Source organism: Billgrantia antri, assembly GCF_017868935.1.
GTDB lineage: Bacteria > Pseudomonadota > Gammaproteobacteria > Pseudomonadales > Halomonadaceae > Halomonas > Halomonas antri.
The window spans coordinates 3,167,078-3,192,046 of sequence record NZ_CP053383.1; the positions used below are offsets into that span (position 1 = coordinate 3,167,078).

17 protein-coding genes, 2 tRNA genes and 3 rRNA genes are annotated in these 24,969 nt (G+C 61.7%); 8 read left to right on the plus strand and 14 right to left on the minus strand.

The window, feature by feature from the left end:
* Nucleotides 1-47: 47 nt before the first annotated feature.
* Both HNO53_RS14725 and HNO53_RS14730 read left to right on the plus strand, forming a co-directional pair.
* Nucleotides 48-941, plus strand: a complete 894-nt coding sequence (locus HNO53_RS14725) for a TatD family hydrolase (RefSeq protein ID WP_242597432.1) — start codon at nt 48-50, stop codon at nt 939-941.
* 1 nt (nt 942) lies between these two features.
* On the plus strand, nt 943-1,419 hold the full coding sequence (locus HNO53_RS14730; RefSeq protein ID WP_209473322.1) for a hypothetical protein: 477 nt from the start codon (nt 943-945) through the stop codon (nt 1,417-1,419).
* On the opposite strand, the gene HNO53_RS14735 is transcribed toward HNO53_RS14730, so the two are convergent.
* Nucleotides 1,405-2,496, minus strand: a complete 1,092-nt coding sequence (locus HNO53_RS14735) for an ACP S-malonyltransferase (RefSeq protein WP_209473324.1) — start codon at nt 2,494-2,496, stop codon at nt 1,405-1,407. The two genes, HNO53_RS14730 and HNO53_RS14735, sit on opposite strands and share 15 nt — an antisense overlap.
* Nucleotides 2,493-4,724, minus strand: a complete 2,232-nt coding sequence (locus HNO53_RS14740; protein ID WP_209473327.1) for a dehydrogenase E1 component subunit alpha/beta — start codon at nt 4,722-4,724, stop codon at nt 2,493-2,495. The genes HNO53_RS14735 and HNO53_RS14740 overlap by 4 nt, the downstream gene beginning before the upstream one ends.
* 101 nt (nt 4,725-4,825) lie before the next feature.
* Between HNO53_RS14740 and HNO53_RS14745 the strand changes: the two genes are divergently transcribed.
* Nucleotides 4,826-5,677 (plus strand): LysR family transcriptional regulator, encoded by an 852-nt coding sequence (locus tag HNO53_RS14745; protein ID WP_209473329.1) that lies wholly within the window; start codon nt 4,826-4,828, stop codon nt 5,675-5,677.
* On the opposite strand, the gene HNO53_RS14750 is transcribed toward HNO53_RS14745, so the two are convergent.
* The gene (locus tag HNO53_RS14750; RefSeq protein ID WP_242597433.1) at nt 5,635-6,219 is read right to left on the minus strand and encodes an elongation factor P hydroxylase; all 585 of its coding nucleotides are present in this window, start codon (nt 6,217-6,219) and stop codon (nt 5,635-5,637) included. The genes HNO53_RS14745 and HNO53_RS14750 overlap by 43 nt on opposite strands.
* Before the next feature lie 132 nt (nt 6,220-6,351).
* Here HNO53_RS14750 and HNO53_RS14755 point away from each other — a divergent pair, with 132 nt between their 5' ends.
* The 3 genes from HNO53_RS14755 (at nt 6,352) to HNO53_RS14765 (ending at nt 9,673) form a co-directional block, all read left to right on the plus strand.
* Nucleotides 6,352-7,800 (plus strand): MATE family efflux transporter, encoded by a 1,449-nt coding sequence (locus tag HNO53_RS14755; RefSeq protein WP_209473333.1) that lies wholly within the window; start codon nt 6,352-6,354, stop codon nt 7,798-7,800.
* A gap of 22 nt (nt 7,801-7,822) precedes the next feature.
* Nucleotides 7,823-8,824, plus strand: coding sequence for a DUF3080 family protein (locus HNO53_RS14760; protein ID WP_242597434.1), 1,002 nt, complete (start codon nt 7,823-7,825; stop codon nt 8,822-8,824).
* A 135-nt stretch (nt 8,825-8,959) separates the two neighbouring features.
* On the plus strand, nt 8,960-9,673 hold the full coding sequence (locus HNO53_RS14765; RefSeq protein WP_209473338.1) for a hypothetical protein: 714 nt from the start codon (nt 8,960-8,962) through the stop codon (nt 9,671-9,673).
* A 34-nt stretch (nt 9,674-9,707) separates the two neighbouring features.
* Here the strand turns inward: HNO53_RS14765 and tusA are convergent, their stop codons facing one another.
* Nucleotides 9,708-9,965 (minus strand): sulfurtransferase TusA, encoded by a 258-nt coding sequence (gene tusA / locus HNO53_RS14770; protein ID WP_209473340.1) that lies wholly within the window; start codon nt 9,963-9,965, stop codon nt 9,708-9,710.
* Between the two features lie 29 nt (nt 9,966-9,994).
* On the opposite strand from tusA, the gene HNO53_RS14775 reads away from it, so the two are divergent.
* Nucleotides 9,995-10,282, plus strand: a complete 288-nt coding sequence (locus HNO53_RS14775; protein WP_209473342.1) for an antibiotic biosynthesis monooxygenase family protein — start codon at nt 9,995-9,997, stop codon at nt 10,280-10,282.
* 27 nt (nt 10,283-10,309) lie between these two features.
* Here HNO53_RS14775 and rlmM read toward each other — a convergent pair whose 3' ends face one another.
* Nucleotides 10,310-11,395: a 23S rRNA (cytidine(2498)-2'-O)-methyltransferase RlmM gene (gene rlmM / locus HNO53_RS14780; protein ID WP_209473344.1), complete on the minus strand. Its 1,086-nt coding sequence runs from the start codon at nt 11,393-11,395 to the stop codon at nt 10,310-10,312.
* A 249-nt stretch (nt 11,396-11,644) separates the two neighbouring features.
* Between rlmM and gdhA the strand changes: the two genes are divergently transcribed.
* Entirely contained in the window at nt 11,645-12,997 is a 1,353-nt protein-coding gene (gdhA, locus tag HNO53_RS14785) for an NADP-specific glutamate dehydrogenase (protein ID WP_209473347.1), read from the plus strand.
* A gap of 96 nt (nt 12,998-13,093) precedes the next feature.
* Here the strand turns inward: gdhA and sugE are convergent, their stop codons facing one another.
* The 9 genes from sugE to acnD all read right to left on the minus strand — a co-directional run bounded on the left by sugE (nt 13,094) and on the right by acnD (nt 24,946).
* Nucleotides 13,094-13,408, minus strand: coding sequence for a quaternary ammonium compound efflux SMR transporter SugE (gene sugE / locus HNO53_RS14790; protein ID WP_209473349.1), 315 nt, complete (start codon nt 13,406-13,408; stop codon nt 13,094-13,096).
* A 138-nt stretch (nt 13,409-13,546) separates the two neighbouring features.
* Nucleotides 13,547-13,662, minus strand: a 5S ribosomal RNA gene (gene rrf, locus HNO53_RS14795).
* Nucleotides 13,663-13,764: 102 nt separating this feature from the next.
* A 23S ribosomal RNA gene (locus HNO53_RS14800) occupies nt 13,765-16,652 on the minus strand.
* A 316-nt stretch (nt 16,653-16,968) separates the two neighbouring features.
* A tRNA-Ala gene (locus HNO53_RS14805) sits at nt 16,969-17,044 on the minus strand.
* Between the two features lie 108 nt (nt 17,045-17,152).
* A tRNA-Ile gene (locus HNO53_RS14810) sits at nt 17,153-17,229 on the minus strand.
* 108 nt (nt 17,230-17,337) lie between these two features.
* Nucleotides 17,338-18,877, minus strand: a 16S ribosomal RNA gene (locus tag HNO53_RS14815).
* Together the 16S, 23S and 5S rRNA genes with 2 tRNA genes alongside form the textbook arrangement of a ribosomal RNA operon.
* Nucleotides 18,878-19,511: 634 nt before the next feature.
* Nucleotides 19,512-20,996 (minus strand): 2-methylcitrate dehydratase, encoded by a 1,485-nt coding sequence (prpD, locus tag HNO53_RS14820; protein ID WP_209473351.1) that lies wholly within the window; start codon nt 20,994-20,996, stop codon nt 19,512-19,514.
* A 92-nt stretch (nt 20,997-21,088) separates the two neighbouring features.
* The gene (prpF, locus tag HNO53_RS14825) at nt 21,089-22,267 is read right to left on the minus strand and encodes a 2-methylaconitate cis-trans isomerase PrpF (RefSeq protein WP_209473353.1); all 1,179 of its coding nucleotides are present in this window, start codon (nt 22,265-22,267) and stop codon (nt 21,089-21,091) included.
* Between the two features lie 63 nt (nt 22,268-22,330).
* Nucleotides 22,331-24,946, minus strand: coding sequence for a Fe/S-dependent 2-methylisocitrate dehydratase AcnD (acnD, locus tag HNO53_RS14830; protein ID WP_209473355.1), 2,616 nt, complete (start codon nt 24,944-24,946; stop codon nt 22,331-22,333).
* Between the last annotated feature and the right edge of the window lie 23 nt (nt 24,947-24,969).

Genomic DNA, 24,969 nt, shown 5'->3' on the forward strand with positions numbered 1-24,969 from the left:
CGTGGCTTTGGTTACAATGCGCGAAAGCTGCAAAGGAGCGCTCCCCATTGGCTGATACCGACGCCGCCTTCGACGACTTTCTGCCCGAGGCACTGCGCTTTCGTTCGCCAGCCCCATTGGTGGACATCGGCGCCAACCTGACCCACGACAGCTTCGCCCGCGATCTCGAAGCGGTCGTGCAGCGTTCGCGAGCCGCCAACGTCACGACGTTTATCGTGACCGGCACCGACCACGCCCATGCCGAGCAGGCCGTGGAGCTGGCCCAGCGCTATCCTGGACTACACGCCACGGCCGGTGTACACCCTCATGACGCCAGCGATTGGGACACCTCTCTGGCCGCTGCCATGCGGGAGTTGCATCAACGCCCCGAGGTGGTGGCCGTGGGTGAGTGCGGTCTCGACTTCAACCGCAACTTCTCCACGCCGGCCGAGCAGGAGCGTGCCTTCGAGGCCCAGTTGGGGCTTGCCGCGGAGAGCGGCAAGCCGCTGTTCCTGCACGAACGCGACGCCGGACCACGCATGCGCGAGATGCTGCGGGTCTGGCGCGACGATATCGCCGATGCCGTGGTGCACTGTTTTACCGCCGACCGAGCCACTCTTTACGGCTATCTCGACATGGACTTGCACATCGGTCTGACGGGGTGGATCTGCGACGAGCGCCGTGGCCACCACCTGCGCGAACTGGTGAAGGAGATCCCCCTCGCGCGTCTGATGGTGGAAACCGATTGCCCCTACCTACTGCCGCGCGATTTACCTGCCAGACTCAAGGGCAGACGCAATGAGCCTGCCCTGCTGCCGTGGATCGTGCGCGAGATCGCCCACTGGCGAGACACTGACGAAGCGGAACTGGCCCGCGCCACCAGCAATACCGCACACCGCTTTTTTCGCCTGAACGAGGCTCGCGAAGCCCAGGAGACAGGCCGTGACCAACAGGAGTCGTAATATGGCCGAAATACCCGGATTCATTGCCGTGGAGACCGGCGACGACAGCGACCTGCCGCTGGCCATTGCCTGGGTGCTACCCGACGGGCGTATCAAGCACACCCTGATACAGCCCGACAATGACTGGCTCGACGACGAATATAACGAGCTCAATGGCTACAGCCTGGAGGAGCTACACAGTTTCGGCGCGAGTCCACTGGACGTGATCCGTGAGCTCGAGAGCGATCACTTCAATGCCACGCTGTTCACTGCGGGTATCAGCGGCGATGAAGCCGCCCTGGCGCGCTTGTTCGACACCTACGGCATCGATCCTTTCGTCGAGCTGGCTCCCGCCGACAGTCTCTATCCCGAGCTTTCTGTCGGCGAATGGAGCCGGGCACGCAACGAGCTGTTCGGCGAGATGGGGCTCGAGCCACTACGGCCCGAGCATGAGGTCGAGGTGATGCTGCATCTGCACCAGCGACTAGCCGAGGGCTGATGCTGCCTGCGCCGGCAGCAGCCGGTCACGTTGCTCTGCAATGCCCATGCATAGCAGGCGTGGCTCCTGCTGCTGCCCGGTCTGAAAAGCAGCCTTGTCGCTCCAACCCTGCCAGCCGAGCTGGATCAAAGCTTGAGCCGTGGCCCCGCCCAGGGTCGCTCCCGGGCCGGGAATCACGATGCGGTCCGGCGCGAACTCCCGCACACCAACCTTCACTGCCGCGGTGAAATCGTAGGGCGCGACCAGCTGTTCGCCCAGGGTGTAGTCCCACAGCGCCTGGGGATCGGTGCTCCAGGGCGTCCAGATATGGCCGCGGCCATCGATCATCGGCACCTCGGGAGCGCGGAACGGCCCGGCGCCAAGCCGCCGGCGCGCCTCGCGCTTCACTCCCTCCTGAAGGGGTGTATGGAAGGCGGCGTGCTGGTGCAACCGCAGCGGGAAACGCTCGCGCGCCGGCAACCGCTCGGTCAGGCGCGAAAGCCCCGTTTCATTGCCGCCGAACACCAGCATGCCGCCGAGCTCGATCGAGAGATAGAGCTCGGCACCCGCGATGCCGTGAATACGCTCGATCAATGCCAGCAGCTCCTGGCGCAGCGCCCAGTCCGGCCGCCAGGCGTCATCGACCCAAGGGTAGAGGACCTGGCCGCCGGCCAGGCTCTCCTGCATCAGCCATCCCATGGTGCCGATCAGGTGCAGCGTCTCGTCGGGCCCCAGGGCGCCGGCCGCCGCCAGGGCGATGTACCAGCCCATGGAGTTGCCGGTGACCGCCACGATATCGTAGCGCTCACGATCGATCGACAGCAGGTCGGCCCAGGCGCAGGCATAGATCAGCGGCGAGGCATGCTCGCCCCGACCCTGCAGGCTCTGGCGAAAAGGTATCTCGCCGTCCAACTCGGAGAGCGTCGGCAGATCGGCCTCGCGGCGCATGGCATCGAAGCGTGTCAGCCACTCGCAGCCCCCCGCCAGCCGGTTCAGGGTGCCCCACTCCGCGGCGTTGTAGGTGCCCCGACCGGGACAGACGATCAATAAGCGCTCGCGCTCCGATGCGCCGTTCACCATGCTGTCGCTGCGACTCATGCCTCGCCACTCCCTGCCGTGACCTTGCCCGTGCCTACCGCGTTAGCGGCCACCTCACCATGCTGCCTTGACGCCACGAGGCGTCGCCCCTGTGCCACGATCGCCTGCACCGAGGGCAACGTGACCGTGGCTGCCCGCCCCAGGGGAATGAAGCTGTCCTCGGCCGTCAGCCGGTGCAGCCTGTCGCTCGCCATACCGCGCTCCACCAGGCCCGCGATCAGCTCCTCGCTGGGCGAACCGCTGCGCCGACACTCATCGACGATCAGTATCTGGGCGCAGTCGGCGACCAGGCGATGCACGGCGTCATGATCGATGGCGGTCAGCCAGCGCAGATCGACGATGCGCAGCGCCACGCCGTCGGCTTCCAACCTGGCGGCAGCCTGGCGCGACAGATAGACACCGTTACCGTAGGTGACGATGGCAAGCTCACGGCCCTCGCCCCATGCACCAGGCTCGCCCACACCCAATCGATGCTCGGGCCCGGGATCGGTAAAACACCACTGCTGGTCGCCCTCCTCGAACAGGTCGCGGGTGTGGTAGAGCGCGATCGGTTCGAGCACTACCACCACCCGCTGTTCCTCGTCGGCCAGGCGCACGGCCTCCTGTAGCAAGCCCACGGCGTCGGCAGCATTCGATGGGCAGGCCACCAGCAGTCCGGGGATATCGCGCAGCACGGCGATGGCGTTGTCGTTGTGGAAATGCCCACCGAAGCCCTTCTGGTAGCCGAGACCGGCGATGCGCACCACCATGGGATTGGTGTACTGGCCGTTGGAGAAGAAGCTGAGCGTGGCCGCCTCGCCACGCAGTTGATCTTCGGCGTTGTGCAGGTAGGCCAGGAACTGGATCTCGAGGATCGGCACCAGGCCGCTCTGACCCAGACCGATGCCTAGCCCGAGGATGCTCTGCTCGTCGAGCAGGGTATCGATCACCCGATGCGGCCCGAATTGCGCCTGCAGCCGCTGGGTAACGCCGTATACGCCGCCCTTGCGACCGATGTCCTCGCCTGCCATCACCAGATGCGGGTAGCGAGTCATCGAGCGCTGCAGCGCCTGGTTGAGCAACTTGGCCATGGGCGCCGGGGTAGCGTCCACCTCGCCCTGCCAGGGCCGCACACGCTCCGGCCTTGGCGGCGGCACGATGCTGGCCATGACCTGAGCGGCCGTCTCCAGCTTGGGCCGGCAAATCGCCTCCTCGGCAACCTGCGCAACCCGCTCGGCCACCGAGCGGTAGAGTGCTTCGATGGCGGCGGCATCGAGCACCCCGTGGCGCTGAAGCAGACCGGCCGTGACCAGTAGCGGATCGCGCGCCTCGTCGGCCTTGATCCGGGCAGGCGTCATATAGGCCTGCTGAGCATCGGAGCCGGCATGGCCGTATAGCCGCACGCAGCGCATGTGAAGGAAGACCGGCTGCTTGCGGCACCGCGCGATGCGCTCGGCTTCTCTGGCCGCCCGCCAGGTATCGAGCAGGTCGAGACCGTCGCAGGTGAGGTAGTGGAAGCCGGGGCGCGAACGCATGCTGGCTTCGATCCAGCCATCCGGCGTGGGTGTGGAAATGCCGATACCGTTGTCCTCGCACACCATTACCAAGGGCATCGGCGCCCCCTGGTAGGCGGCCCATCCGGCAGCGTTGAGCGCCCCCTGGGCGGTGGAGTGATTGAACGAAGCGTCGCCGAAACTGCAGATCGTCACGCTGTCGGCGGGCCACTCGCCCCCACCTCCCAGTCGCCGCCACAGGCCGAAGCTGTAGCTCGCACCCACGGCCTTGGGCAGGTGCGAGGCGATGGTGCTGGTCTGGGGCGGGATGTGCAGCGTCTTCGAGCCCAGCACCTTGTGCCGACCGCCGGAGATCGGATCCTCTGCCGAGGCGGCGAAGCTCAATAGCAGGTCCCACAGCGGCGTCTGACCTGGCACCGCACGGCTGCGCTGGATCAGGAAGGCCGCGTCGCGATAGTGCAGGAACGCAGGATCGGTTGTACGAAAGGCGCGCGCAATGGCGGCGTTGCCTTCGTGACCCGCGCTACCGATGGTGTAGAAGGCCTCGCCGCGCGCCTGCAGGCGTCGGGCGTGCAGGTCCAGATGACGACTCATCAGTTGGGTTTCGAACAACTCGGCCAGACCGGAGGGAGTGAGCCCGACCTCGTCGAGCTGCCATTCCCTTTGTGGTGCGGGCCAGTCGCCGCTGTGTAGTGCAGCGTAAAATCGCTGCTCCTGAGGAAGGGGTTCGAGCACGGTGCAGGCTCCCGGGGCTGCCAAGGTGATGGTTACAGCCTAGCGTGCCCGGCAGATAAAGCGATAATATCGATATCCTGCCCCAGATATAGGCATAGCTTATGGATGTACGAAGTCTGCGCTACTTCATCGCCGCCTACGAGGGCGGTTCGATCAGCGCCGCCGCCCGGCGCTGCCACGTGGCGCAACCCTCCATCTCGACCGCGCTGGTGCAGCTGGAAGAGCGCCTGGGCACGCCGCTGTTCGAACGCCACCGTCGCGGCATCACGCCAACCGAAGAGGGACACCGGCTCTATCCCTTGGCCCGCCAGGTCAGCGAGGATCTCGATGCCATCAGCCGGCTGTTTCGCACGCCGGCACCCGCAACACCAGTGCGCCTGGGCCTGATGCGCTCGCTAGGCGCCAACCGCATGACCGCCCTGCTCAAGGAGTACATCGGCCAGGGCGACAACCTGGCCCTGACCCTAGTCAATCCGGAGGAGCGCTGCGACGCACGCATCATCGGCGAACAGGACCTGTCGCCCGGCGAAGCCTTCCAGCCGATCTGGCACGACAGCTATCTCCTCGCGCTGCCTAGCGGGCACCCGCTGGGCCTGCAGGGCACTGTCTCGCTGGCCGACCTCGACGGACTGCCGTTCATCTGGCGCCACCCATGCGCCGCCATGCAGCAGTTGGCCACGGCGCTCAGCGATGCCGGCGTGCGCTGCCAGGTACGAGCGCGTCTGCGTACCATCGAATATACCCTGGGGCTGGTGGCGGCCGGAGTCGGCGCCTCGCTGGTGCCGGCCTGGCCCGAGATCCTCGCTCACCCGGACGTGCAGAGCCGCGCCCTTGCCGAGCTCGAAATTCGCCAGACCATCGGCGTCGCCTACCCGGCGCAGCAGACGATGCCGGCGTTGACCCCGCTGCTTCAGCTCGGCAGAGCGGCGTGGGAAGCTCGCGAGCGCAGCTGATCGAGCACACGCAGCCCTTCTGACAGCGCGCTCTGCATGGGCTCGCCCCGTTGGTAGAAGGCTTGCAGCGCAGCGCGGAAAGCGGCTGCCCGACATGGCAGCCCCTCCCGCTCGTAGCGGGCCGCGCGTTGCGCAACGCGGTCATGGAAGGCCTCGCGGTCGACCTCGACCTCACCACCCAGGTTGTCGACGCTGACATGAAAGCGTAGCCCGCAAGCGCGCGAGAAGAGCATCTCCAGTGCTTGGGGCGCCACTTCGGCCTGCTCGAAGCGGCGTTGCTGCTCTGCGCTTCGCCCGTCGGGCAGATACCAGTAGCCGTAATCCTCCTGCAGGCGCCGCTGCTCACCGGCGATGCACCAATGGCTGATCTCGTGCAAGGCGCTCGCGTAGAAGCCTCGCGCAAAGATCACCCGATGCCAGGGAACACGGTCGTCGGCAGGCAGGTAGAGCGGCTCGTCGCCACCACGTACCAACCGAGTATTGAAGCGTGGTAAGAACAGGCCGTCGAACAGGGCGATCACGTCATCGAGGCGATGCGTCACGGGTTCTCCATGCATGACGAAGGGGTCGCCAGTATAGGCGAGTCGGTTGCGCAGCGAAATTCACCGGGAATTGCTAACATATTCGGTTTCCTTGGCATGCGGCCAAGGTCCTGACATGCACGGAGCACTCCCTTGGCAACGTTCTTCACCGACCTGCTGAGCGTCAGCCGCACGGAAACGCGGCCCCTGCTGCGGCTGACCCTGCCGATTTGCGGCGCCCAGCTGGCGCAGGCCGGCATGAGCGTCACCGACGTGATGATGACGGGCCGTGTCAGCGCCACCGACCTGGCAGCCGTGTCCGTCGGCTCCAGCCTTTGGCTGCCGCTGATGCTGTTCATGACCGGCACACTGATGGGGCTGACCCCTATCGTCGCTCATTTGCTGGGAGGTGGTGCCACCGGGCGAATACGACCCAACGTTCACCAGGCACTCTGGGTCGCGCTGGTTCTGGGGCTGGCGTCGGCAGCGTTGCTATGGCTCACGGTGACCCCCATCTTCCGCCTGATGGACGTTCCTCCCGAAGTTGCCAGACGCTCATCGGCCTACCTCGCCGCCGTTGCCTTCGGCATGCCGGGCGTTGCCCTGTTCCAGGCGTTGCGAGCCTTCTCCGACGGCATGAACCATACCCGACCGTCGCTCTGGATCAGCCTGGTGGGGCTTGGCGTCAACGTTCCCAGCAACTTCATCCTGATCTACGGCGGCGACGGGTTGGTCCAGCTGTTTGGCGACGCCTTGCCGGGTTGGCTGCATGCCCTGCCGGCCTTGGGGGCACTGGGCTGCGGTATCGCCACAGCACTCTCCATGTGGACCATGTGCCTGGCCATGATCCTCTACACCCGCCGCTCGCGCGCCTACGGCAACGTCTCTCTGTGGCACTCGCCCACGCCTCCGCGCTGGACGCTGATCGGCGAACTGCTGTACGTAGGCGTCCCCATCGGCGTGGCGATCTTCGTCGAAGTCACGCTGTTCACGCTTATCTCGCTGTTCATTGCCAGCCTGGGTGAGGTGACGGTGGCAGCGCATCAGGTGGCCCTGAACTACACCTCGATCCTGTTCATGCTGCCACTGGCACTGAGCATGGCGCTGACCGTCAGAGTCGGTAACACACTCGGACAGGGCAAGGCCGAGCGGGCGCGTATGGTGGCCTGGAACGGCGTGCTGGTATCGGTGCTGATCGCCCTGCTCAATAGCACCTTGCTGTGGTTCACGGCAGAGCCGGTCATGGCCCTCTACACTCACGATACGGCCGTGCAGCGCCTCGCCCTATCGCTGATTCTGCTGGCCATGCTCTACCAGATTTCCGATTCGCTGCAAGTCAACCTGGCCGGCGCTCTGAGAGGCTACAAGGACACGCGGGTCATCATGCTGATCACTCTGCTTGCCTACTGGGTGGTGGGCTTGGGTGGCGGCCACTGGCTGGGTACCCGAGGGCTGGCAGGCTTGGTAGGCCCCCTGGGAGTGCATGGCTATTGGATTGGCCTGATCGCCGGGCTCACCGTGGCGGCGGTCCTGCTCGGCGTACGTCTGCAGCGCAAGGCCCGGGGAGTCGCGAATGGCAGGCTGGATATTCCGCAGGATTGAAGCGAGGGGCAGCCTCGTTTGCGTGCTCATCCTCTTGCTGTTGGGCGGATGCGGCGGCGAGGACGAAGGTGCGGCCAGGCTGGCGAAATACCAGCAGGCACTGGCCCGCGCCTTGGGTCAACCCGAACCCGAGAGAAACCCTCCAGAGAATATTGGCGCCTTCCCCGATCGCAACGAGCGCCTTCGTGAGGTCGCTGAAACCCGCGAGAGCCTACTGAATGTCTATGCCCTGCGTGAATGCCGCATCACTTCGCTGATTGCCGCGCGCAACAATCAGCTCGGACGCGTTGCGCCGCCCAGCCAGCGCTGGATCTACGAACTTGAACTTTGGCGCCGGCTGCATGCCTGCTGGCATGGCGACATCCCTGGTACGCTTGCCGAACCCGACCGTGAACGGCTCGAACAACTCCTACGAACCAAGACCGAGCAGCTACCGAAAGTGAGCTGGAACAGCCTTTTCGACTCCGATGAGTGGGTACGCCACTTCTCCCGTGCAAGCTCACCCCTGGCACCTGGTGACTCCCGCGGCATTGAAGCACAGTTCGATGCCTTGGCCTGGCTACATCAGGCCACGCTCAACCAGTTCAATCCCGACTGGCATCCTGAGTCGGCTACGCTTGAGGGCCATCTCAAGTCGCTGCAGCGTCGGCCTCTCACGGCTGAGCTGCTGCGTGCACTGCTGCTAGCCGAGCAGCGATTGGTGGAGGCAACCGAGCTTTTGACCAGCAGCCTCGCCCGCAACGATACCTGCCAAGCGCTTGCCGCATCGCCTCAGGAACTGCATCGAAGATTGACCGACACACCAGCCCACGAATGGCTGGATCAGCTCGAGACGCTTTCTACCCGCTGGCTAGCAGCCATCGACCAACTGCTCGCGAGCCACATCACCCCGCCCGATGCAGTCGCCGAGTACCTGCAACGCTGGCTCTCTCTGGAAAATCCCGAAGCTCCCTTGCCAGCCCTGCGCCAGGCACGCCGTGAGCATCGTCAGCATTGGCATGCCCTGGTAGAGCAATGTTCATGAAAAGACGTCGCCGGACTTAACTTGCACAGCGACTCTGTGATATTGGTGATTCGTACGAGGTAGGAGTCGATCCCGTCAGCCTAGCCGCAGCCGTGACCTTTCCGCTCGGCCCATGCAGAATCTGGAGGGAGAAACATGGGTATGACACTGTCGCCCCGCCCTGCCCGGGTCATCGACCTGGAAACGATGCGCCAGAAGCTCCAGGCCAGGCGGCGCCTGGTACGCCTCTCACCGGAGCTCGACGGCCTCGAGATGGTCTACAGCCTGGCTTCGGACCCCGACTCCCTTTATGGCATGCCCATACTTGCCTGGGGGCTGCGCGAGGATGGCGACGTCGTGGGCCTTGTGCCTTGGATGGAGACCTTGACCCCCTGTCATCAGCTCGACGACGCAGAGCATGGCTGCTTCGTTGGCTATCGCGACCCCGAGACCGAGGAACTGCTGGAATTCCCTCCCCCACATAAGGCATGCGAGCTGGAGCACGCTGCAGCCTATTTCGATTATGAAGAGACAAGCGACATCACGCTGATTCAGCAGATTCCCGACACCCAGGGCACCCACGCACTGTGCATCGATGACGATAGCCGCCCCTGGCAGCTGAAGCAGGTATTCGGCTGGCGCCTTTACAGCGACGGCAACGTGGAAGCCCTACTGGCAGACGAGTCTCTCATCGAGAGCACTCCGATTCTACCGGGCGATGCCTGCCTCTACCCGGGCAAGAGCCGTCACCGGATGGTCTACTTTTTCCAGCGCAGCATCGCCAACCGGATTCGCGAGCAGGACCCCGGCACGCTCGAGGCCTTGGCTCTGATGGTCGTACCCAGCGCCGCGCAAGAAGCCGGCGACTAAGCCATCGACACACGGCTACTGGACTGGCCGGACATTAGCCTAAACGGATAAAGTAGAGGTAGTGTCCATCCGATTCCTGCTGTGAAAGCAGCTCATGGCCCAGGAAACTGCAGAACTTGGGTACGTCACGGGTGGTTGCTGGATCCGTGGCAACCACTTTGAGGACTTCCCCGGCCTTCATGTCACGCACCTTGTTATGCATGAGCATGATGGGTTCCGGGCAATAGAGACCGGTCGTGTCCAGCTCGACCTGAACGCTGAAGTCGGGCTGGGAGTCGGCGGTATTCGTCATCGATCGACCTCGTCGTGGGGAACTACCAAATGATCAAGATCATCATTGAACGTCGTATCATGCCTGGCCTGGAGGAGGAATACGAGGAAGCCGCACGCGAGGCCATGCGTTACTCTCTCGGGGCCAGGGGGTTCATCGGCGGTGAAACACTGGTCGAACGTGGCCACAGCGATCGACGCCTGGTGATCGTCAAATGGCGCAACTTGGATGCATGGAACGCATGGTACACCAGCGAGGAGCGTGCACGTGCCATGCAGCTTATCCTGCCGCTGCTGACTGAAGACGAGACCATACGTATCTACGAACCCGCTTACTGACCCGGCTCCACTCCAGAGCGCCTCGAGTCAATCCAGTAGCCTGACATGCACCGTGACCTCTTCGCGGTCATGATAGAGGTGTCGGCATCGCAGCTCGGTGCGAACGCCGGCATTCTCTAATGCTTCGCCCAGCAGAACCAGGCAGCGATCGACTTCCTCCCAGCGTCGCTTCATCGGCAACTTCAGGTTGAAAACCGCTTCCCGACACCAGCGGCGGATCAGCCAGCTCTGCACCATCGCCGTCACACGAGCCGGCTTGTCGACGATATCGCATACCAGCCAATCCAATCGATACGGCGGCTCCCAGACGAAGCCATCTTCTCGCAGGTGCTCGACCATGCCCGTGGCAATCAGATCGCCCTTCATGGGGCCATTGTCGATAGCGAAGACATGCATGCCCCGGGCAACCAACTGCCAGGTCCACCCACCCGGTGCCGCTCCCAGATCCGCCGCCTGCATGCCCTCTGCCAAGCGCACGCTCCATTCATCGCGCGGTATGAACTCGTGCCAGGCCTCCTCGAGCTTCAGCGTCGAGCGACTGGGCGCAGCCGAAGGAAAGCGCAGCCGGCGAATACCGCCGGACAATTCGCTTCGGTTTCCCGGAAAGCTCATCCCCAACTGGACGAAGTCACCGTCCATCCAGAACAGATGCAAGCGGCGCCCACCGGCCTTGCGACGCAGGGCACCCCGCTTTCGCAGCGCCGACTCGAGCGGGCGCGTCAGCGCCTTGATCAGCCCCACCAGCGCCTTGCCTTCGTTGGTATCGGGCGTTTCGTGCCAGATCGACTCGAAACTCCAGCCGCTGGCCATTACCTGGGCCAGGATGGGAGACATCCTGTCGTCACGGTTCAACTCCAAGGGCGCCAACGCGACCAGGCTTTGACGGGCAAAGACGAGCTGTTCGAACTTCAGCTGACGATGCAGTTCGTTGGCCGGCCTTTCATCGTCCACGACGAAACAGGCGAATCCACCCTGTTCGATGAACTCAGCCCTACCCCGCCAGCCAAGTCGCTCGACCCGCTCAGCCACTTCGGTCGCGACATCGGCTTCGAAACCTGGGCGACAGTAGAAAAGCAGCTGATCGGGCACCACACGGTCTGCCAGGCTAGACATTGGCTTTCTCTCAAGGATTCGTTGATGACGCATGGTACCAGCACTGGCTTTCGCTGTCGGCCACCCCTAAATCGTTTAATAAACGTCTTTTAAAAAATACTTATGTTCAATGTTGGTGCGCAGAAAATAGCAACTTGAAAGCGATTTCGACTCATATCAATGTCTAATCCTGACATAGCCTATGCGATTGCTGCATAATGGTGCATTGAATTATAGTGAGCGCACCTAATTCCACTCAGGACGCTCTCAATGACCTACATTCACGACACTCTCGAAGGGCTGCGCCGGAGCAGTCCGGCCCAGGGCGAGTTCTACCAGGCCGCCGAGGAAGTGCTCGAATGTCTGCGGCCCTTGCTAGAGGCCGTGCCGCGCTATCACCAGCACAGCATCATCGAGCGTATTGTCGAACCTGAGCGCCAGATCATGTTCCGCGTCAGTTGGGTCGATGATGCCGGAAAGGTTCAGGTCAACAAGGGCTATCGCATCCAGTTCAACTCGGCGCTTGGCCCCTACAAGGGCGGCCTGCGCTTCCACCCCAGCGTCAACGCCAGCATCATCAAGTTCCTGGGGTTCGAGCAAATTTTCAAGAATGCGCTGACCGGGTTACCCATCGGGGGCGGCAAGGGCGGCTCCAACTTCGATCCCAAAGGTAAATCCGACGGCGAAATCATGCGCTTCTGCCAGTCGTTCATGAACGAGCTGTATCGCCACATCGGCGCGACCATCGACGTGCCCGCCGGCGACATCGGCGTTGGCACTAGAGAGATCGGCTACATGTATGGTCAATACAAGCGGCTCACGGGCAACTATGAAGGCGTCTTCACCGGCAAGGGACTGAACTGGGGCGGGTCACTGGGTCGCAAGGAAGCCACCGGTTACGGTGCAGTCTACTTCGCACAGAACATGCTCGAAGCTCGCGGCGATAGCATCTCCGGCAAGACCTGCCTGGTATCTGGCGCCGGCAACGTAGCCATTTATACCATCGAGAAGCTTTACCAGCTCGGCGCCCGCCCCATCACCTGCTCGGACTCCCGCGGCATGATTCACCACCCGGAAGGCATCGACCTCGACACGTTGAAGTTGCTCAAGGAGGTCAAGCGGACTTCTCTTCGCGAATATGTCGAATATCATCCCGAGGCAACGTATATCGATGCCGAGGACTACCCGAGCGACGGCCATGCCGTGTGGCGCATCAAGGGAGACGTAGCCTTCCCCAGCGCCACCCAGAACGAGGTGACCGAAGCCGACGCCAACGCGCTGCTAAACAACGGTGTGCATTGCATCAGCGAAGGTTCCAACATGGCCTCCACGGCTGCCGCCGTCGACCGCTTCCTCGAAGCCAGGATCGCTTATGGTCCCGGCAAGGCGGCCAATGCCGGTGGTGTAGCAACCAGCCAGCTCGAGATGGCACAGAACAGCAGCATGCAGCAGTGGACTCTGGAGAAGGTCGACACCAAGCTGCAGGCGATCATGGCTGATATTCATCGGCAATGTGCGAGCACCGCCAAGGAGTTCGGCGAGCCCGCCAACCTGGTACTGGGAGCCAATATTGCCGGATTCCGCAAGGTGGCCGATGCCATGATTGATCAAGGCGTCGTATAAGCCGCTCCTTTTGCCGGCTTTACTTCGGCAGCATAATGCATAAGCCCCGGCCTCTCGACCGGGGCTTTCGTCCTGTAGGCGCTTTCTTGCAGCCCGCTAGGCAGCCAGCTTCAAGCCCACCAACCCGGCAAGGATGAGCACCAGGCTGGTCAGCCGCAGCGGCGAGGCACTATCGCCATAGATTAGAATTCCCAGCAAGACCGTACCCACCGCACCAATCCCCACCCAGATGGCGTAGGCAGTACCCACGGGGAGAACCTTCATTGCCTGTGCCAACAGATAAAAGCTCGCCACCATCGCCAGAATAGTGAACAGACTCGGCAGCGGGCGGCTAAAGCCATGTGACGCCTTCAGGCCCAACGCCCACGCCACTTCGAGAAGACCGGCAACGACCAGTATCACCCAGGCCATTGTGATTTCCTTCTGAGGGTCCGAGGCCGTCCCCGGGTTGGCAGCACACCACCGGGTCGTCCCGCTGGCGATCAGGGGCCGTTTTCGGTCCCCTAAACGGCGAAACCCCGACCAGTTGGCCGGGGTTTCTGAAGAGATGCCTGACGATGACCTACTCTCGCATGGGGAGACCCCAAACTACCATCGGCGCTGAGCGGTTTCACTGCTGAGTTCGGCATGGGATCAGGTGGTTCCCACTCGCTATGGTCGTCAGGCGAAAACGGTTGGAATCATGCTGACGCGATCGTCTCTGCCCGGCTCTCGCTCAGGCGGCGTATCCGTCAATCGTGCGCGATGCGCAGACCCCTTGGGGTTATATGGTCAAGCCTCACGGGCCATTAGTATCGGTTAGCTCAACGCCTTGCAGCGCTTCCACACCCGACCTATCAACCAGCTGGTCTCGCTGGGCCCTTCAGGAGGCTCGAGGCCTCGGGGATGTCTCATCTTGAAGGGGGCTTCCCGCTTAGATGCCTTCAGCGGTTATCCCGTCCGCACGTAGCTACCCGGCAATGCCACTGGCGTGACAACCGGAACACCAGAGGTGCGTCCACTCCGGTCCTCTCGTACTAGGAGCAGCTCTTCTCAAACATCCAACGCCCACGGCAGATAGGGACCGAACTGTCTCACGACGTTCTAAACCCAGCTCGCGTACCACTTTAAATGGCGAACAGCCATACCCTTGGGACCGACTTCAGCCCCAGGATGTGATGAGCCGACATCGAGGTGCCAAACACCGCCGTCGATGTGAACTCTTGGGCGGTATCAGCCTGTTATCCCCGGAGTACCTTTTATCCGTTGAGCGATGGCCCTTCCATACAGAACCACCGGATCACTAGAACCTACTTTCGTACCTGCTCGACGTGTCTGTCTCGCAGTTAAGCACCCTTATGCTCTTGCACTCAATGCACGATTTCCGACCGTGCTGAGGGTACCTTCGTGCTCCTCCGTTACTCTTTGGGAGGAGACCGCCCCAGTCAAACTACCCACCACACACTGTCCTCGATCCGGATCACGGACCTGAGTTAGAACGCCAATGATGCCAGGCTGGTATTTCAAGGTTGGCTCCGCCCGAACTGGCGTCCGGGGTTCCTAGCCTCCCAGCTATCCTACACAAGCAACATCAGCGTCCAGTGTGAAGCTATAGTAAAGGTTCACGGGGTCTTTCCGTCTAGCCGCGGGTACACAGCATCTTCACTGCGATTTCAATTTCACTGAGTCTCGGGTGGAGACAGCGTGGCCATCATTACGCCATTCGTGCAGGTCGGAACTTACCCGACAAGGAATTTCGCTACCTTAGGACCGTTATAGTTACGGCCGCCGTTTACCGGGGCTTCGATCAAGAGCTTCGCCCGAGGGCTAACACCATCACTTAACCTTCCGGCAGGGCAGGCGTCACACCCTATACGTCCGCTTACGCGTTGGCAGAGTGCTGTGTTTTTAATAAACAGTTGCAGCCACCTGGTATCTTCGACCGCCTCGTGCTCCGGCCGCGAGGGCCTTCACACTAACGCGGCGTGCCTTCTCCCGAAGTTACGGCACCATTTTGCCTAGTTCCTTCACCCGAGTTCTCTCAAGCGCCTGGGTATTCTCTACCTGACCACCTGTGTCGGTTTGGGGTACGGTCCCACTGTATCTGAAGCTTAGAGGCTTTTCCTGGAAGCGTGGCATCGATGACTTCCACCCCGTGGGGTGTTCGTCTCGCCTCTCGGCCTTGGGGATCCGGATTTGCCTGAATCCCCAGCCTACGGGCTTTCACCAGGACAACCAACGCCTGGCCCACCTAGCCTTCTTCGTCCCCCCATCGCAATACAGTGAGGTACGGGAATATTGACCCGTTTCCCATCGACTACGCCTTTCGGCCTCGCCTTAGGGGCCGACTCACTCTGCTCCGATTAGCGTCGAACAGAAACCCTTGGTCTTCCGGCGGGGGAGTTTTTCACTCCCCTTGTCGTTACTCATGTCAGCATTCGCACTCGTGATACCTCCAGCAGACTTCTCAATCCACCTTCATCGGCTTACACGACGCTCCTCTACCGCTTGCCATTCGGCAAGCCCGTAGCTTCGGTACCTGGTTTAGCCCCGTTACATCTTCCGCGCAGGCCGACTCGACTAGTGAGCTATTACGCTTTCTTTAAAGGATGGCTGCTTCTAAGCCAACCTCCTAGCTGTCTGAGCCTTCCCACATCGTTTCCCACTTAACCAGGATTTCGGGACCTTAGCTGACGGTCTGGGTTGTTTCCCTTTTCACGACGGACGTTAGCACCCGCCGTGTGTCTCCCACGCTTGCACTCACCGGTATTCGGAGTTTGCCTCGGGTTGGTAAGCCGGGATGGCCCCCTAGCCGAAACAGTGCTCTACCCCCGGTGGTGATACGTGAGGCGCTACCTAAATAGCTTTCGAGGAGAACCAGCTATCTCCGGGCTTGATTAGCCTTTCACTCCGATCCACAAGTCATCCAAATCTTTTTCAACAGATCCTGGTTCGGTCCTCCAGTTGATGTTACTCAACCTTCAACCTGCTCATGGATAGATCGCCCGGTTTCGGGTCTATTTCCAGCGACTGGTCGCCCAGTTAAGACTCGGTTTCCCTACGCCTCCCCTATTCGGTTAAGCTCGCCACTGAAAATAAGTCGCTGACCCATTATACAAAAGGTACGCGGTCACAGAACGAGTCTGCTCCCACTGCTTGTACGCATACGGTTTCAGGATCTATTTCACTCCCCTCTCCGGGGTTCTTTTCGCCTTTCCCTCACGGTACTGGTTCACTATCGGTCAGCCAGGAGTATTTAGCCTTGGAGGATGGTCCCCCCATGTTCAGTCAAGGTTTCACGTGCCCCGACCTACTCGATTTCACATGTTCAGGCTTTCGGCTACGGGACTATCACCCCCTATGGTCGAGCTTCCCAGCTCGTTCGCCTAACCAGTCACATGCTTAAGGGCTACTCCCCGTTCGCTCGCCGCTACTGGGGGAATCTCGGTTGATTTCTTTTCCTCGGGGTACTTAGATGTTTCAGTTCCCCCGGTTCGCCTCCCAACACCTATGGATTCAGTGTGGGATACCCAGCTTGTGCTGGGTGGGTTTCCCCATTCGGAAATGCCCGGGTCACAGGTTGTTTGCCACCTCACCGAGCCTTATCGCAGGCTACAACGTCCTTCATCGCCTCTGGCTGCCAAGGCATCCACCGTATGCGCTTAATCGCTTGACCATATAACCCGAAGGGGTCTGGTCTGCGATCACGTACGACAATTGCCGGATACGCTTGAGACGTATCACTTTCGCTTTCTCCTTGCGGAGAAAACTTGTCAGCATGATTCACATTGTTAAAGAGCAGACTGTCAATCGACAGTCATAAACCCGACATCGCGATACGCGACGATGGCTTATGACTGCAGATCCGATCAGGTAAGACTGTGGGAAGCGGGTGGCGAGAAGTGGCGAAGCCAAACGATCCGAGGCTAGGCGAAAGGTGACGACGCATAGTTCGCTATGCGAGGAGCCTTTCAACGACGCGTCGGGAAGTTTGGTGGAGCCAAGCGGGATCGAACCGCTGACCTCCTGCGTGCAAGGCAGGCGCTCTCCCAGCTGAGCTATGGCCCCACTGATCATCGCATGCTGCTTACGATGAATTTCGTCGGAGACAAGGCGCTTTGGGCCGACGCATAGCTCGCTATGCGAGGTTCAAAGCAACGCCGTATCCGGCGAAATTGGTGGGTCTGGGCAGATTTGAACTGCCGACCTCACCCTTATCAGGGGTGCGCTCTAACCAACTGAGCTACAGACCCGGCTTACTACCGATGCATCAGTGATCGCTCACTGATCCAAACAGTCTTTGCTCTGGCCGATCAGGTAATTCATTGTGGGCACTTGCCGCGAGGCGGCGATACGTCGTTTAAGGAGGTGATCCAGCCGCAGGTTCCCCTACGGCTACCTTGTTACGACTTCACCCCAGTCATGAACCACACCGTGGTGATCGCCCTCCCGAAGGTTAGGCTAACCACTTCTGGTGCAGTCCACTCCCATGGTGTGACGGGCGGTGTGTACAAGGCCCGGGAACGTATTCACCGTGACATTCTGATTCACGATTACTAGCGATTCCGACTTCACGGAGTCGAGTTGCAGACTCCGATCCGGACTGAGATCGGCTTTCTGGGATTGGCTTGCCCTCGCGAGCTCGCAACCCTTTGTACCGACCATTGTAGCACGTGTGTAGCCCTACCCGTAAGGGCCATGATGACTTGACGTCGTCCCCACCTTCCTCCGGTTTGTCACCGGCAGTCTCCCTAGAGTTCCCGACCGAATCGCTGGCAAATAGGGACAAGGGTTGCGCTCGTTACGGGACTTAACCCAACATTTCACAACACGAGCTGACGACAGCCATGCAGCACCTGTCTCTGCGTTCCCGAAGGCACCCCTTCGTCTCCGAAGGGTTCGCAGGATGTCAAGGGTAGGTAAGGTTCTTCGCGTTGCATCGAATTAAACCACATGCTCCACCGCTTGTGCGGGCCCCCGTCAATTCATTTGAGTTTTAACCTTGCGGCCGTACTCCCCAGGCGGTCGACTTATCGCGTTAACTGCGCCACAAAGTCCGCGAAGGACCCAACGGCTAGTCGACATCGTTTACGGCGTGGACTACCAGGGTATCTAATCCTGTTTGCTACCCACGCTTTCGCACCTCAGCGTCAGTGTCAGTCCAGAAGGCCGCCTTCGCCACTGGTATTCCTCCCGATCTCTACGCATTTCACCGCTACACCGGGAATTCTACCTTCCTCTCCTGCACTCTAGCCTGACAGTTCCGGATGCCGTTCCCAGGTTGAGCCCGGGGCTTTCACAACCGGCTTATCAAGCCGCCTACGCGCGCTTTACGCCCAGTAATTCCGATTAACGCTCGCACCCTCCGTATTACCGCGGCTGCTGGCACGGAGTTAGCCGGTGCTTCTTCTGTGGGTGATGTCTTCCCTGACGGGTATTAACCGTCAGGCGTTCTTCCCCACTGAAAGTGCTTTACAACCCGAGGGCCTTCTTCACACACGCGGCATGGCTGGATCAGGGTTGCCCCCATTGTCCAATATTCCCCACTGCTGCCTCCCGTAGGAGTTCGGGCCGTGTCTCAGTCCCGATGTGGCTGATCATCCTCTCAGACCAGCTACGGATCGTCGCCTTGGTGAGCCATTACCTCACCAACCAGCTAATCCGACATAGGCTCATCCGATAGCGCAAGGTCCGAAGAGCCCCTGCTTTCTCCCGTAGGACGTATGCGGTATTAGCCTGGGTTTCCCCAGGTTATCCCCCACTACCGGGCAGATTCCTATGCATTACTCACCCGTCCGCCGCTCGCCACCAGGGAGCAAGCTCCCCGTGCTGCCGCTCGACTTGCATGTGTTAGGCCTGCCGCCAGCGTTCAATCTGAGCCATGATCAAACTCTTCAGTTTAAAATCATCGAGTCCTTGCTCGTCCGAAGACGAAAGCGGACCAATCTCGGCTCAAGGTCAAAGCTTCTCAAAAGACCCGAAGGTCTCGACGAGTCGCTTGCCTTGAAATGGTGTGACTTCTCACCACCTCATCGACAAGCGCCCACATGAATTACCTGATCGATTGTTAAAGAGCGGCTCCGGGCTCTTGAAGAGAGCGGAGCGTCTCGCTTGCTGTCGGGGCCGTGAGGCCTCGCCAGCGCCCTGCGAGGAAGGCGTATTCTACTGAAGCGCCGGAGTTTGTCAACTCTCTTCGAGGCCGTCACCGAAATGACCCTGGCGTCGAAGACCGGCCTGGGCCGGCGACCGCAAGCCCGCTTGCGGACTTGCTTTCGAGTGAGGCGCATTCTACCGAATCCGCCGTGGGCGTCAAGTGCGAATTTTACGAAGCGAATCGAAAAACCCAAAGCAAGACAGCCACTTACCACTCTTCCCACCGCCTGCAACGTTGCCCGTCGCCGGCAGCGGATGCGTACTTTACGGGCTGCCCATTAATGACGCAACCCTTTGCGTCAAAAAAATATAGCTCAGGTTTCTGACAGCAGCCATGACTGCGATCAATTTTCTCACCTTCACACGCAGGTAACGAGATGCATCAGATGATGAAGAGTTCGACGAATCGATGTACCGGCGTGGCTTCCAGCTGTGCCTGATTGCTGCACAACGAGAATATTCGCTCGCAGCGACCGGCGGGGAAGCGCGTGGCCAGGTTGCGCCGAAACTTCTCCTCTAGCATGGGAATGCCTTCGTCGCGACGTCGTCGATGGCCGAGTGGATACTCCACTTCGACGCACTCCGTAGCGCTGCCGTCGCGGAAGACCACCTGGATGGCGTTGGCGATAGAGCGCTTGTCGGCAGCCAGATAGTCTTGGGTGTAGCGGGGTTCCTCTCTTACTTTCATCTTCCCGCGCAGGGTATCGATCAGCGGATGCTGATGATGAAAATCGTCTTCGTAGTGCTCGGCGGTCAGGTCACCAAAGATGAGCGGTACGGCCACCATGTACTGCAAGCAGTGGTCACGGTCCGCCGGGTTGGCCAGCTTGCCCTCCTTGGAGATGATGCGGATCGCCGACTCATGGGTGGTGATGACGATACGCTCGATCTCATCGAGGCGGTCCTTGACCTGGGGATGCAAGCGCACTGCAGCCTCGCAGGCAGTCTGGGCATGGAACTCTGCCGGGAAGGCGATCTTGAACAGGATGTTTTCCATCACATAGTTGCCGAACTCGCGCTGGAAGCGAAACTTCCTCTCCCCTTCAGGTTTGATCGCCTGATCCTTGTTGGTCTTCGAGAAGAGCACGTCGTAGAAGCCCCATTGTGGCGCACTGAGCACCCCGGGTATGCCCATCTCACCACGCAGGGCAATATCGGCCAGGCGCACGCCACGAGAAGTGGCATCTCCCGCCGCCCAGCTCTTGCGTGAGCCGGCGTTGGGCGCATGGCGATAGGTACGCAGACTCTGACCGTCAGCCCAAGCGTGCGACAGAGCCGACATCAGTTGATCCCGACTCGCCCCCATCAGATGGGCGGCCACCGCTGTGGATGCCACCTTGACCAGGACCACATGATCCAGGCCAACCCGGTTGAAGGAGTTTTCGAGCGCTAGCACTCCCTGGATCTCATGAGCCTTGATCATGGCCTCGAGGACGTCGCGCATGGTCAACGGCGCCTCGCCCTGGGCGACTCGCTTTTGCGAGAGGTGATCCGCCACGGCGAGAATGGCACCCAGGTTGTCGGAGGGATGCCCCCACTCGGCGGCAAGCCAGGTGTCGTTATAGTCGAGCCAGCGCACGATGCAGCCGGTATCCCAGGCAGCCTTGACAGGATCCAGGCGGAAGGAGGTGCCTGGCACCCGGGCACCATGGGGCACGACGGTGCCTTCGACGAGCGGCCCCAGGTGCTTGGTGCATTCCGGGAAGCGCAGCGCCAACAGGCCACAGCCCAGGGTATCGATGAGACAGTTGCGTGCGGTATCCAGCGTCTCGTCGCTCTCGATCCGATAGTCGAGAACGTAGTCGGCGATCATCTGCAGTTCAGGGTCGTAATCGGGACGGACGTTGCGTTCGACGGTGGCGCTCATGCTCCCTCCTGTCGCAGGCTCGATGTCGTCTCCTCACTATAGAAAACGCCCCAAGCCTTGCGACCCGGGGCGAAGCCTGACATGACTAATGCCTAGAACGAATCGCCGGGCACACGCACCCAGCCTTCCATCAACACCCGGGCGCTGCGGCTCATCACCGCCTTGGTTGCCGTCCACTGGCCGTTGGGCTGAGAGGCTTCCGCCCCCACTCGCAGCGTGCCCGATGGATGCCCGAAGTGAACCGAGTTGCGTTCGCCGCCGCCTGCCGCCAGGTTGACCAAGGTGCCGGGCACCGCTGCCGCAGTGGCGATGGCGACCGCTGCCGTGCCCATCATGGCGTGATGCAGCTTGCCCATGGAGAGAGCGCGCACCACCAGGTCGATGTCACTGGCCTTGATCGCCTTGCCACTCGAAGCGACATAGTCGGACGGCGGCGCAACGAAGGCCACCTTGGGCGTGTGCTGCCGCTCGGCCGCCTCGGCAACGTCAGAGATCAGTCCCATGCACACCGCGGCATGGGCGCGAATCGACTCGAACATCGCCAGCGCCCTGGTGTCGCCGTTGATCGCCTCCTGCAGCTCGGTGCCGCTGTAGCCGATCGCCCCGGCGTTGACGAACACGGTGGGAATACCAGCATTGATCATTGTTGCCGAGAGGGTGCCCACCCCCGGCACCTCGAGTTCGTCGACGAGATTGCCGGTAGGGAACATCGCACCTTCGCCGTCGGCCGGATCCATGAACTCGACCGCCACCTCGGCGGCCGGGAAGGTCACGCCATCGAGCTCGAAGTCGCCGGTCTCCTGCACCTCGCCGTTGGTGATAGGTACACGCGAAACGATGGTCTTGCCGATGTTGGCCTGCCAGATCCGCACCGTGGCCAGGCCGTTCTCGGGAATTCGCGACGAATCCACCAGGCCATTGCTGATGGCAAAGGGACCCACTGCCGCCGAGAGATTGCCGCAGTTGCCGCTCCAGTCGACGAAGGGCTTGTCGATGGAGACCTGGCCGAACAGGTAGTCGACATCGTGATCGGGGATTTCACTCTTCGACAGGATCACCGTCTTGCTGGTGCTGGAGGTGGCCCCGCCCATGCCATCGATCTGCTTCTGATAGGGGTCGGGGCTACCGATAACGCGCAGCAGCAAGGCATCACGGGCCGGGCCGGGCTTGCGTGCTGCCTCGGGCAGGTCGTCCAGACGGAAGAAGACGCCTTTGCTGGTCCCACCGCGCATATAGGTGGCGGGAATCTTGATTTGAGGGACATGTGCCATGAGGTTCATTTCCTGAAGGGAGGAGCGCCCGGCAAGAACCGGGGCGCTCACATTACGCATGGGTCAGGCCGTCGCTTCGGTTTCGGACTCGAGGAAGTCCTGGGCGAAGCGCTGCAGCACGCCGCCGGCCGAATAAACCGTGACCTCCTCGGCGGTATCCAGGCGGCAGATCACCGGCACCCGATCGACTTCGCCGGTCTTGCGATGGATGACCAGCTCGAGGGTCGCCCGGGGAGCAGGCTTGCCCTCCACGTCATAGGTCTCGGTGCCGTCGAGCTGCAAGGTGTGACGCGTGGTGCCTTCCTCGAACTGCAGCGGCATCACACCCATACCGACCAGGTTGGTACGGTGGATGCGCTCGAAGCCCTCGGCGACGATCGCCTCCACTCCGGCCAGTGCCACGCCCTTGGCTGCCCAGTCGCGCGAGCTGCCCTGACCGTAGTCGGCCCCGGCGATGACGATCAGCGGCTGGCCGCGCTCCATGTAGGTCTCGATGGCCTCCCACATGCGCGTCACCTTGCCTTCCGGCTCGATGCGCGCCAGCGAGCCCTGGATCACGTCACCGTTGTCATCGCGCACCATCTCGTTGAACAGCTTCGGGTTGGCCAGTGTGGCGCGCTGGGCTGTGAGGTGGTCGCCGCGGTGGGTGGCGTAGGAGTTGAAGTCCTCCTCCGGCAGGCCCATCTTGGCCAGGTACTCGCCCGCCGCGCTGTCCAGCAGGATGGCGTTGGAGGGCGACAGGTGGTCGGTGGTGATGTTGTCGGGCAGGATTGCCAGCGGACGCATGCCCTTCAGCGCTCGCTCGCGCGCCATGTTGCCCTCCCAGTAGGGCGGCCGGCGAATGTAGGTACTCTGCGGGCGCCAGTCGTAGAGCGGGCTCTTGGCCTGTTCCACCTCGTCGAGGTTGAACATCGGGATGTAGACCTGCTTGAACTGCTCCGGCTTCACGTACTCGCCAACGATGGCATCGATCTCCTCGTCGCTGGGCCACAGATCCTTGAGCGTGACCGGCTTGCCGTCCTTGTCATAGCCCAACGCGTCCTTCTCGATGTCGAAACGCACGGTACCGGCAATGGCGTAGGCCACCACCAGCGGTGGCGAGGCGAGGAAGGCCTGCTTGGCATAGGGATGTATGCGTCCGTCGAAATTACGGTTGCCGGAGAGCACCGCTGTGGCGTAGAGGTCGCGGTCGATGATCTCCTGCTGGATCTCCGGGCGCAGCGCGCCGGACATGCCGTTACAGGTGGTGCAGGCATAGGCCACGATGCCGAAACCGAGCTTCTCCAGCTCGGGCAACAGTCCGGCCTCTTCCAGATAGAGACGGGCGACTTTCGACCCTGGAGCGAAGGAAGACTTCACCCACGGCTTGCGCAGGAGACCCAGTTCGTTGGCCTTCTTGGCCAGCAGCCCCGCCGCCACCACGTTGCGCGGGTTGGAGGTGTTGGTACAGCTGGTGATGGCGGCAATGATCACCGCGCCGTCGGGCATCCTGCCAGCCCTCTCTTCGGCCAGCGCCTGCTCAAGATTCGTGGCGATGCCGCGCTCGGCCAGCGCCGAGGTCGGCAGGCGACGATGCGGGTTGGAGGGGCCGGCCAGGTTGCGCTCGACGCTGGAGAGGTCGAAGGTGAGTACGCGTTCGTACTCGGCGCCTTTCAGGTTGTCGGCCCAAAGCCCCACGGTCTTGGCATAGTGCTCCACCAACGCCACCTGCTCCGGTTCGCGTCCGGTGATGGTCAGGTAGTCAAGGGTCTGCTGGTCGATGTAGAACATCGCCGCGGTGGCACCGTACTCCGGCGTCATATTGGAGATGGTGGCCCGGTCGCCGATGGTCAGGCTCTCCGCACCTTCGCCGAAGAACTCCAGGTAGGCGCCCACCACCCGCTCCTGGCGCAGGAACTCGGTAATGGCCAGCACGATGTCGGTGGCGGTAATGCCCGGCTGACGCTTGCCGGTCAGCTCCACGCCGACGATGTCGGGCAGGCGCATCATCGAGGGACGGCCGAGCATCACGGTCTCGGCTTCGAGCCCGCCGACGCCGATGGCGATCACGCCCAGGCAGTCGATGTGCGGGGTGTGGCTGTCGGTGCCCACGCAGGTATCGGGATATGCCACACCGTCGCGCGCCTGGATCACCGGCGACATCTTCTCCAGATTGATCTGGTGCATGATGCCGTTACCGGCAGGGATCACATCGACGTTCTTAAACGCGGTGCGCGTCCAGTCGATGAAGTGAAAGCGATCCTCGTTGCGGCGATCCTCGATGGCGCGGTTCTTGTCGAACGCCTGAGGGTCGTCGCCGCCGCACTCCACGGCCAGGGAGTGATCGACGATCAGCTGGGTCGGCACCACCGGATTGACCTTGGCCGGGTCGCCGCCCTTCTCGGCAATGGCATCGCGCAGTCCGGCCAGGTCGACCAGCGCCGTCTGGCCGAGGATGTCGTGGCACACCACCCGCGCCGGGTACCAAGGGAAGTCAAGGTCGCGGCGCCGCTCGATCAGCTGCTTGAGCGCATCGGTCAGCAGTTCCGGCTCGCAGCGGCGCACCAGCTGCTCGGCCAGCACGCGAGAGGTATAGGGAAGCGTGTCGTAGGCACCGGGCTGGAGCTCCTCGACGGCCGCACGCACGTCGAAATAGTCCAGCTCGGTGCCGGTAAGCGTTTTACGATATTGAGTGTTCATGTCGACGGTCTTCGCGTGGTAGA

Coding starts and splice junctions, on each gene's coding strand:
- HNO53_RS14730 (WP_209473322.1), top strand. CDS start 943: ATGGCCGAAATACCCGGATTCATTGCCGTGGAGACCGGCGACGACAGC.
- HNO53_RS14735 (WP_209473324.1), bottom strand. CDS start 2,496: ATGAGTCGCAGCGACAGCATGGTGAACGGCGCATCGGAGCGCGAGCGC.
- HNO53_RS14745 (WP_209473329.1), top strand. CDS start 4,826: ATGGATGTACGAAGTCTGCGCTACTTCATCGCCGCCTACGAGGGCGGT.
- HNO53_RS14765 (WP_209473338.1), top strand. CDS start 8,960: ATGGGTATGACACTGTCGCCCCGCCCTGCCCGGGTCATCGACCTGGAA.
- tusA (WP_209473340.1), bottom strand. CDS start 9,965: ATGACGAATACCGCCGACTCCCAGCCCGACTTCAGCGTTCAGGTCGAG.
- HNO53_RS14775 (WP_209473342.1), top strand. CDS start 9,995: ATGATCAAGATCATCATTGAACGTCGTATCATGCCTGGCCTGGAGGAG.
- rlmM (WP_209473344.1), bottom strand. CDS start 11,395: ATGTCTAGCCTGGCAGACCGTGTGGTGCCCGATCAGCTGCTTTTCTAC.
- gdhA (WP_209473347.1), top strand. CDS start 11,645: ATGACCTACATTCACGACACTCTCGAAGGGCTGCGCCGGAGCAGTCCG.
- sugE (WP_209473349.1), bottom strand. CDS start 13,408: ATGGCCTGGGTGATACTGGTCGTTGCCGGTCTTCTCGAAGTGGCGTGG.
- prpD (WP_209473351.1), bottom strand. CDS start 20,996: ATGAGCGCCACCGTCGAACGCAACGTCCGTCCCGATTACGACCCTGAA.
- prpF (WP_209473353.1), bottom strand. CDS start 22,267: ATGGCACATGTCCCTCAAATCAAGATTCCCGCCACCTATATGCGCGGT.
- acnD (WP_209473355.1), bottom strand. CDS start 24,946: ATGAACACTCAATATCGTAAAACGCTTACCGGCACCGAGCTGGACTAT.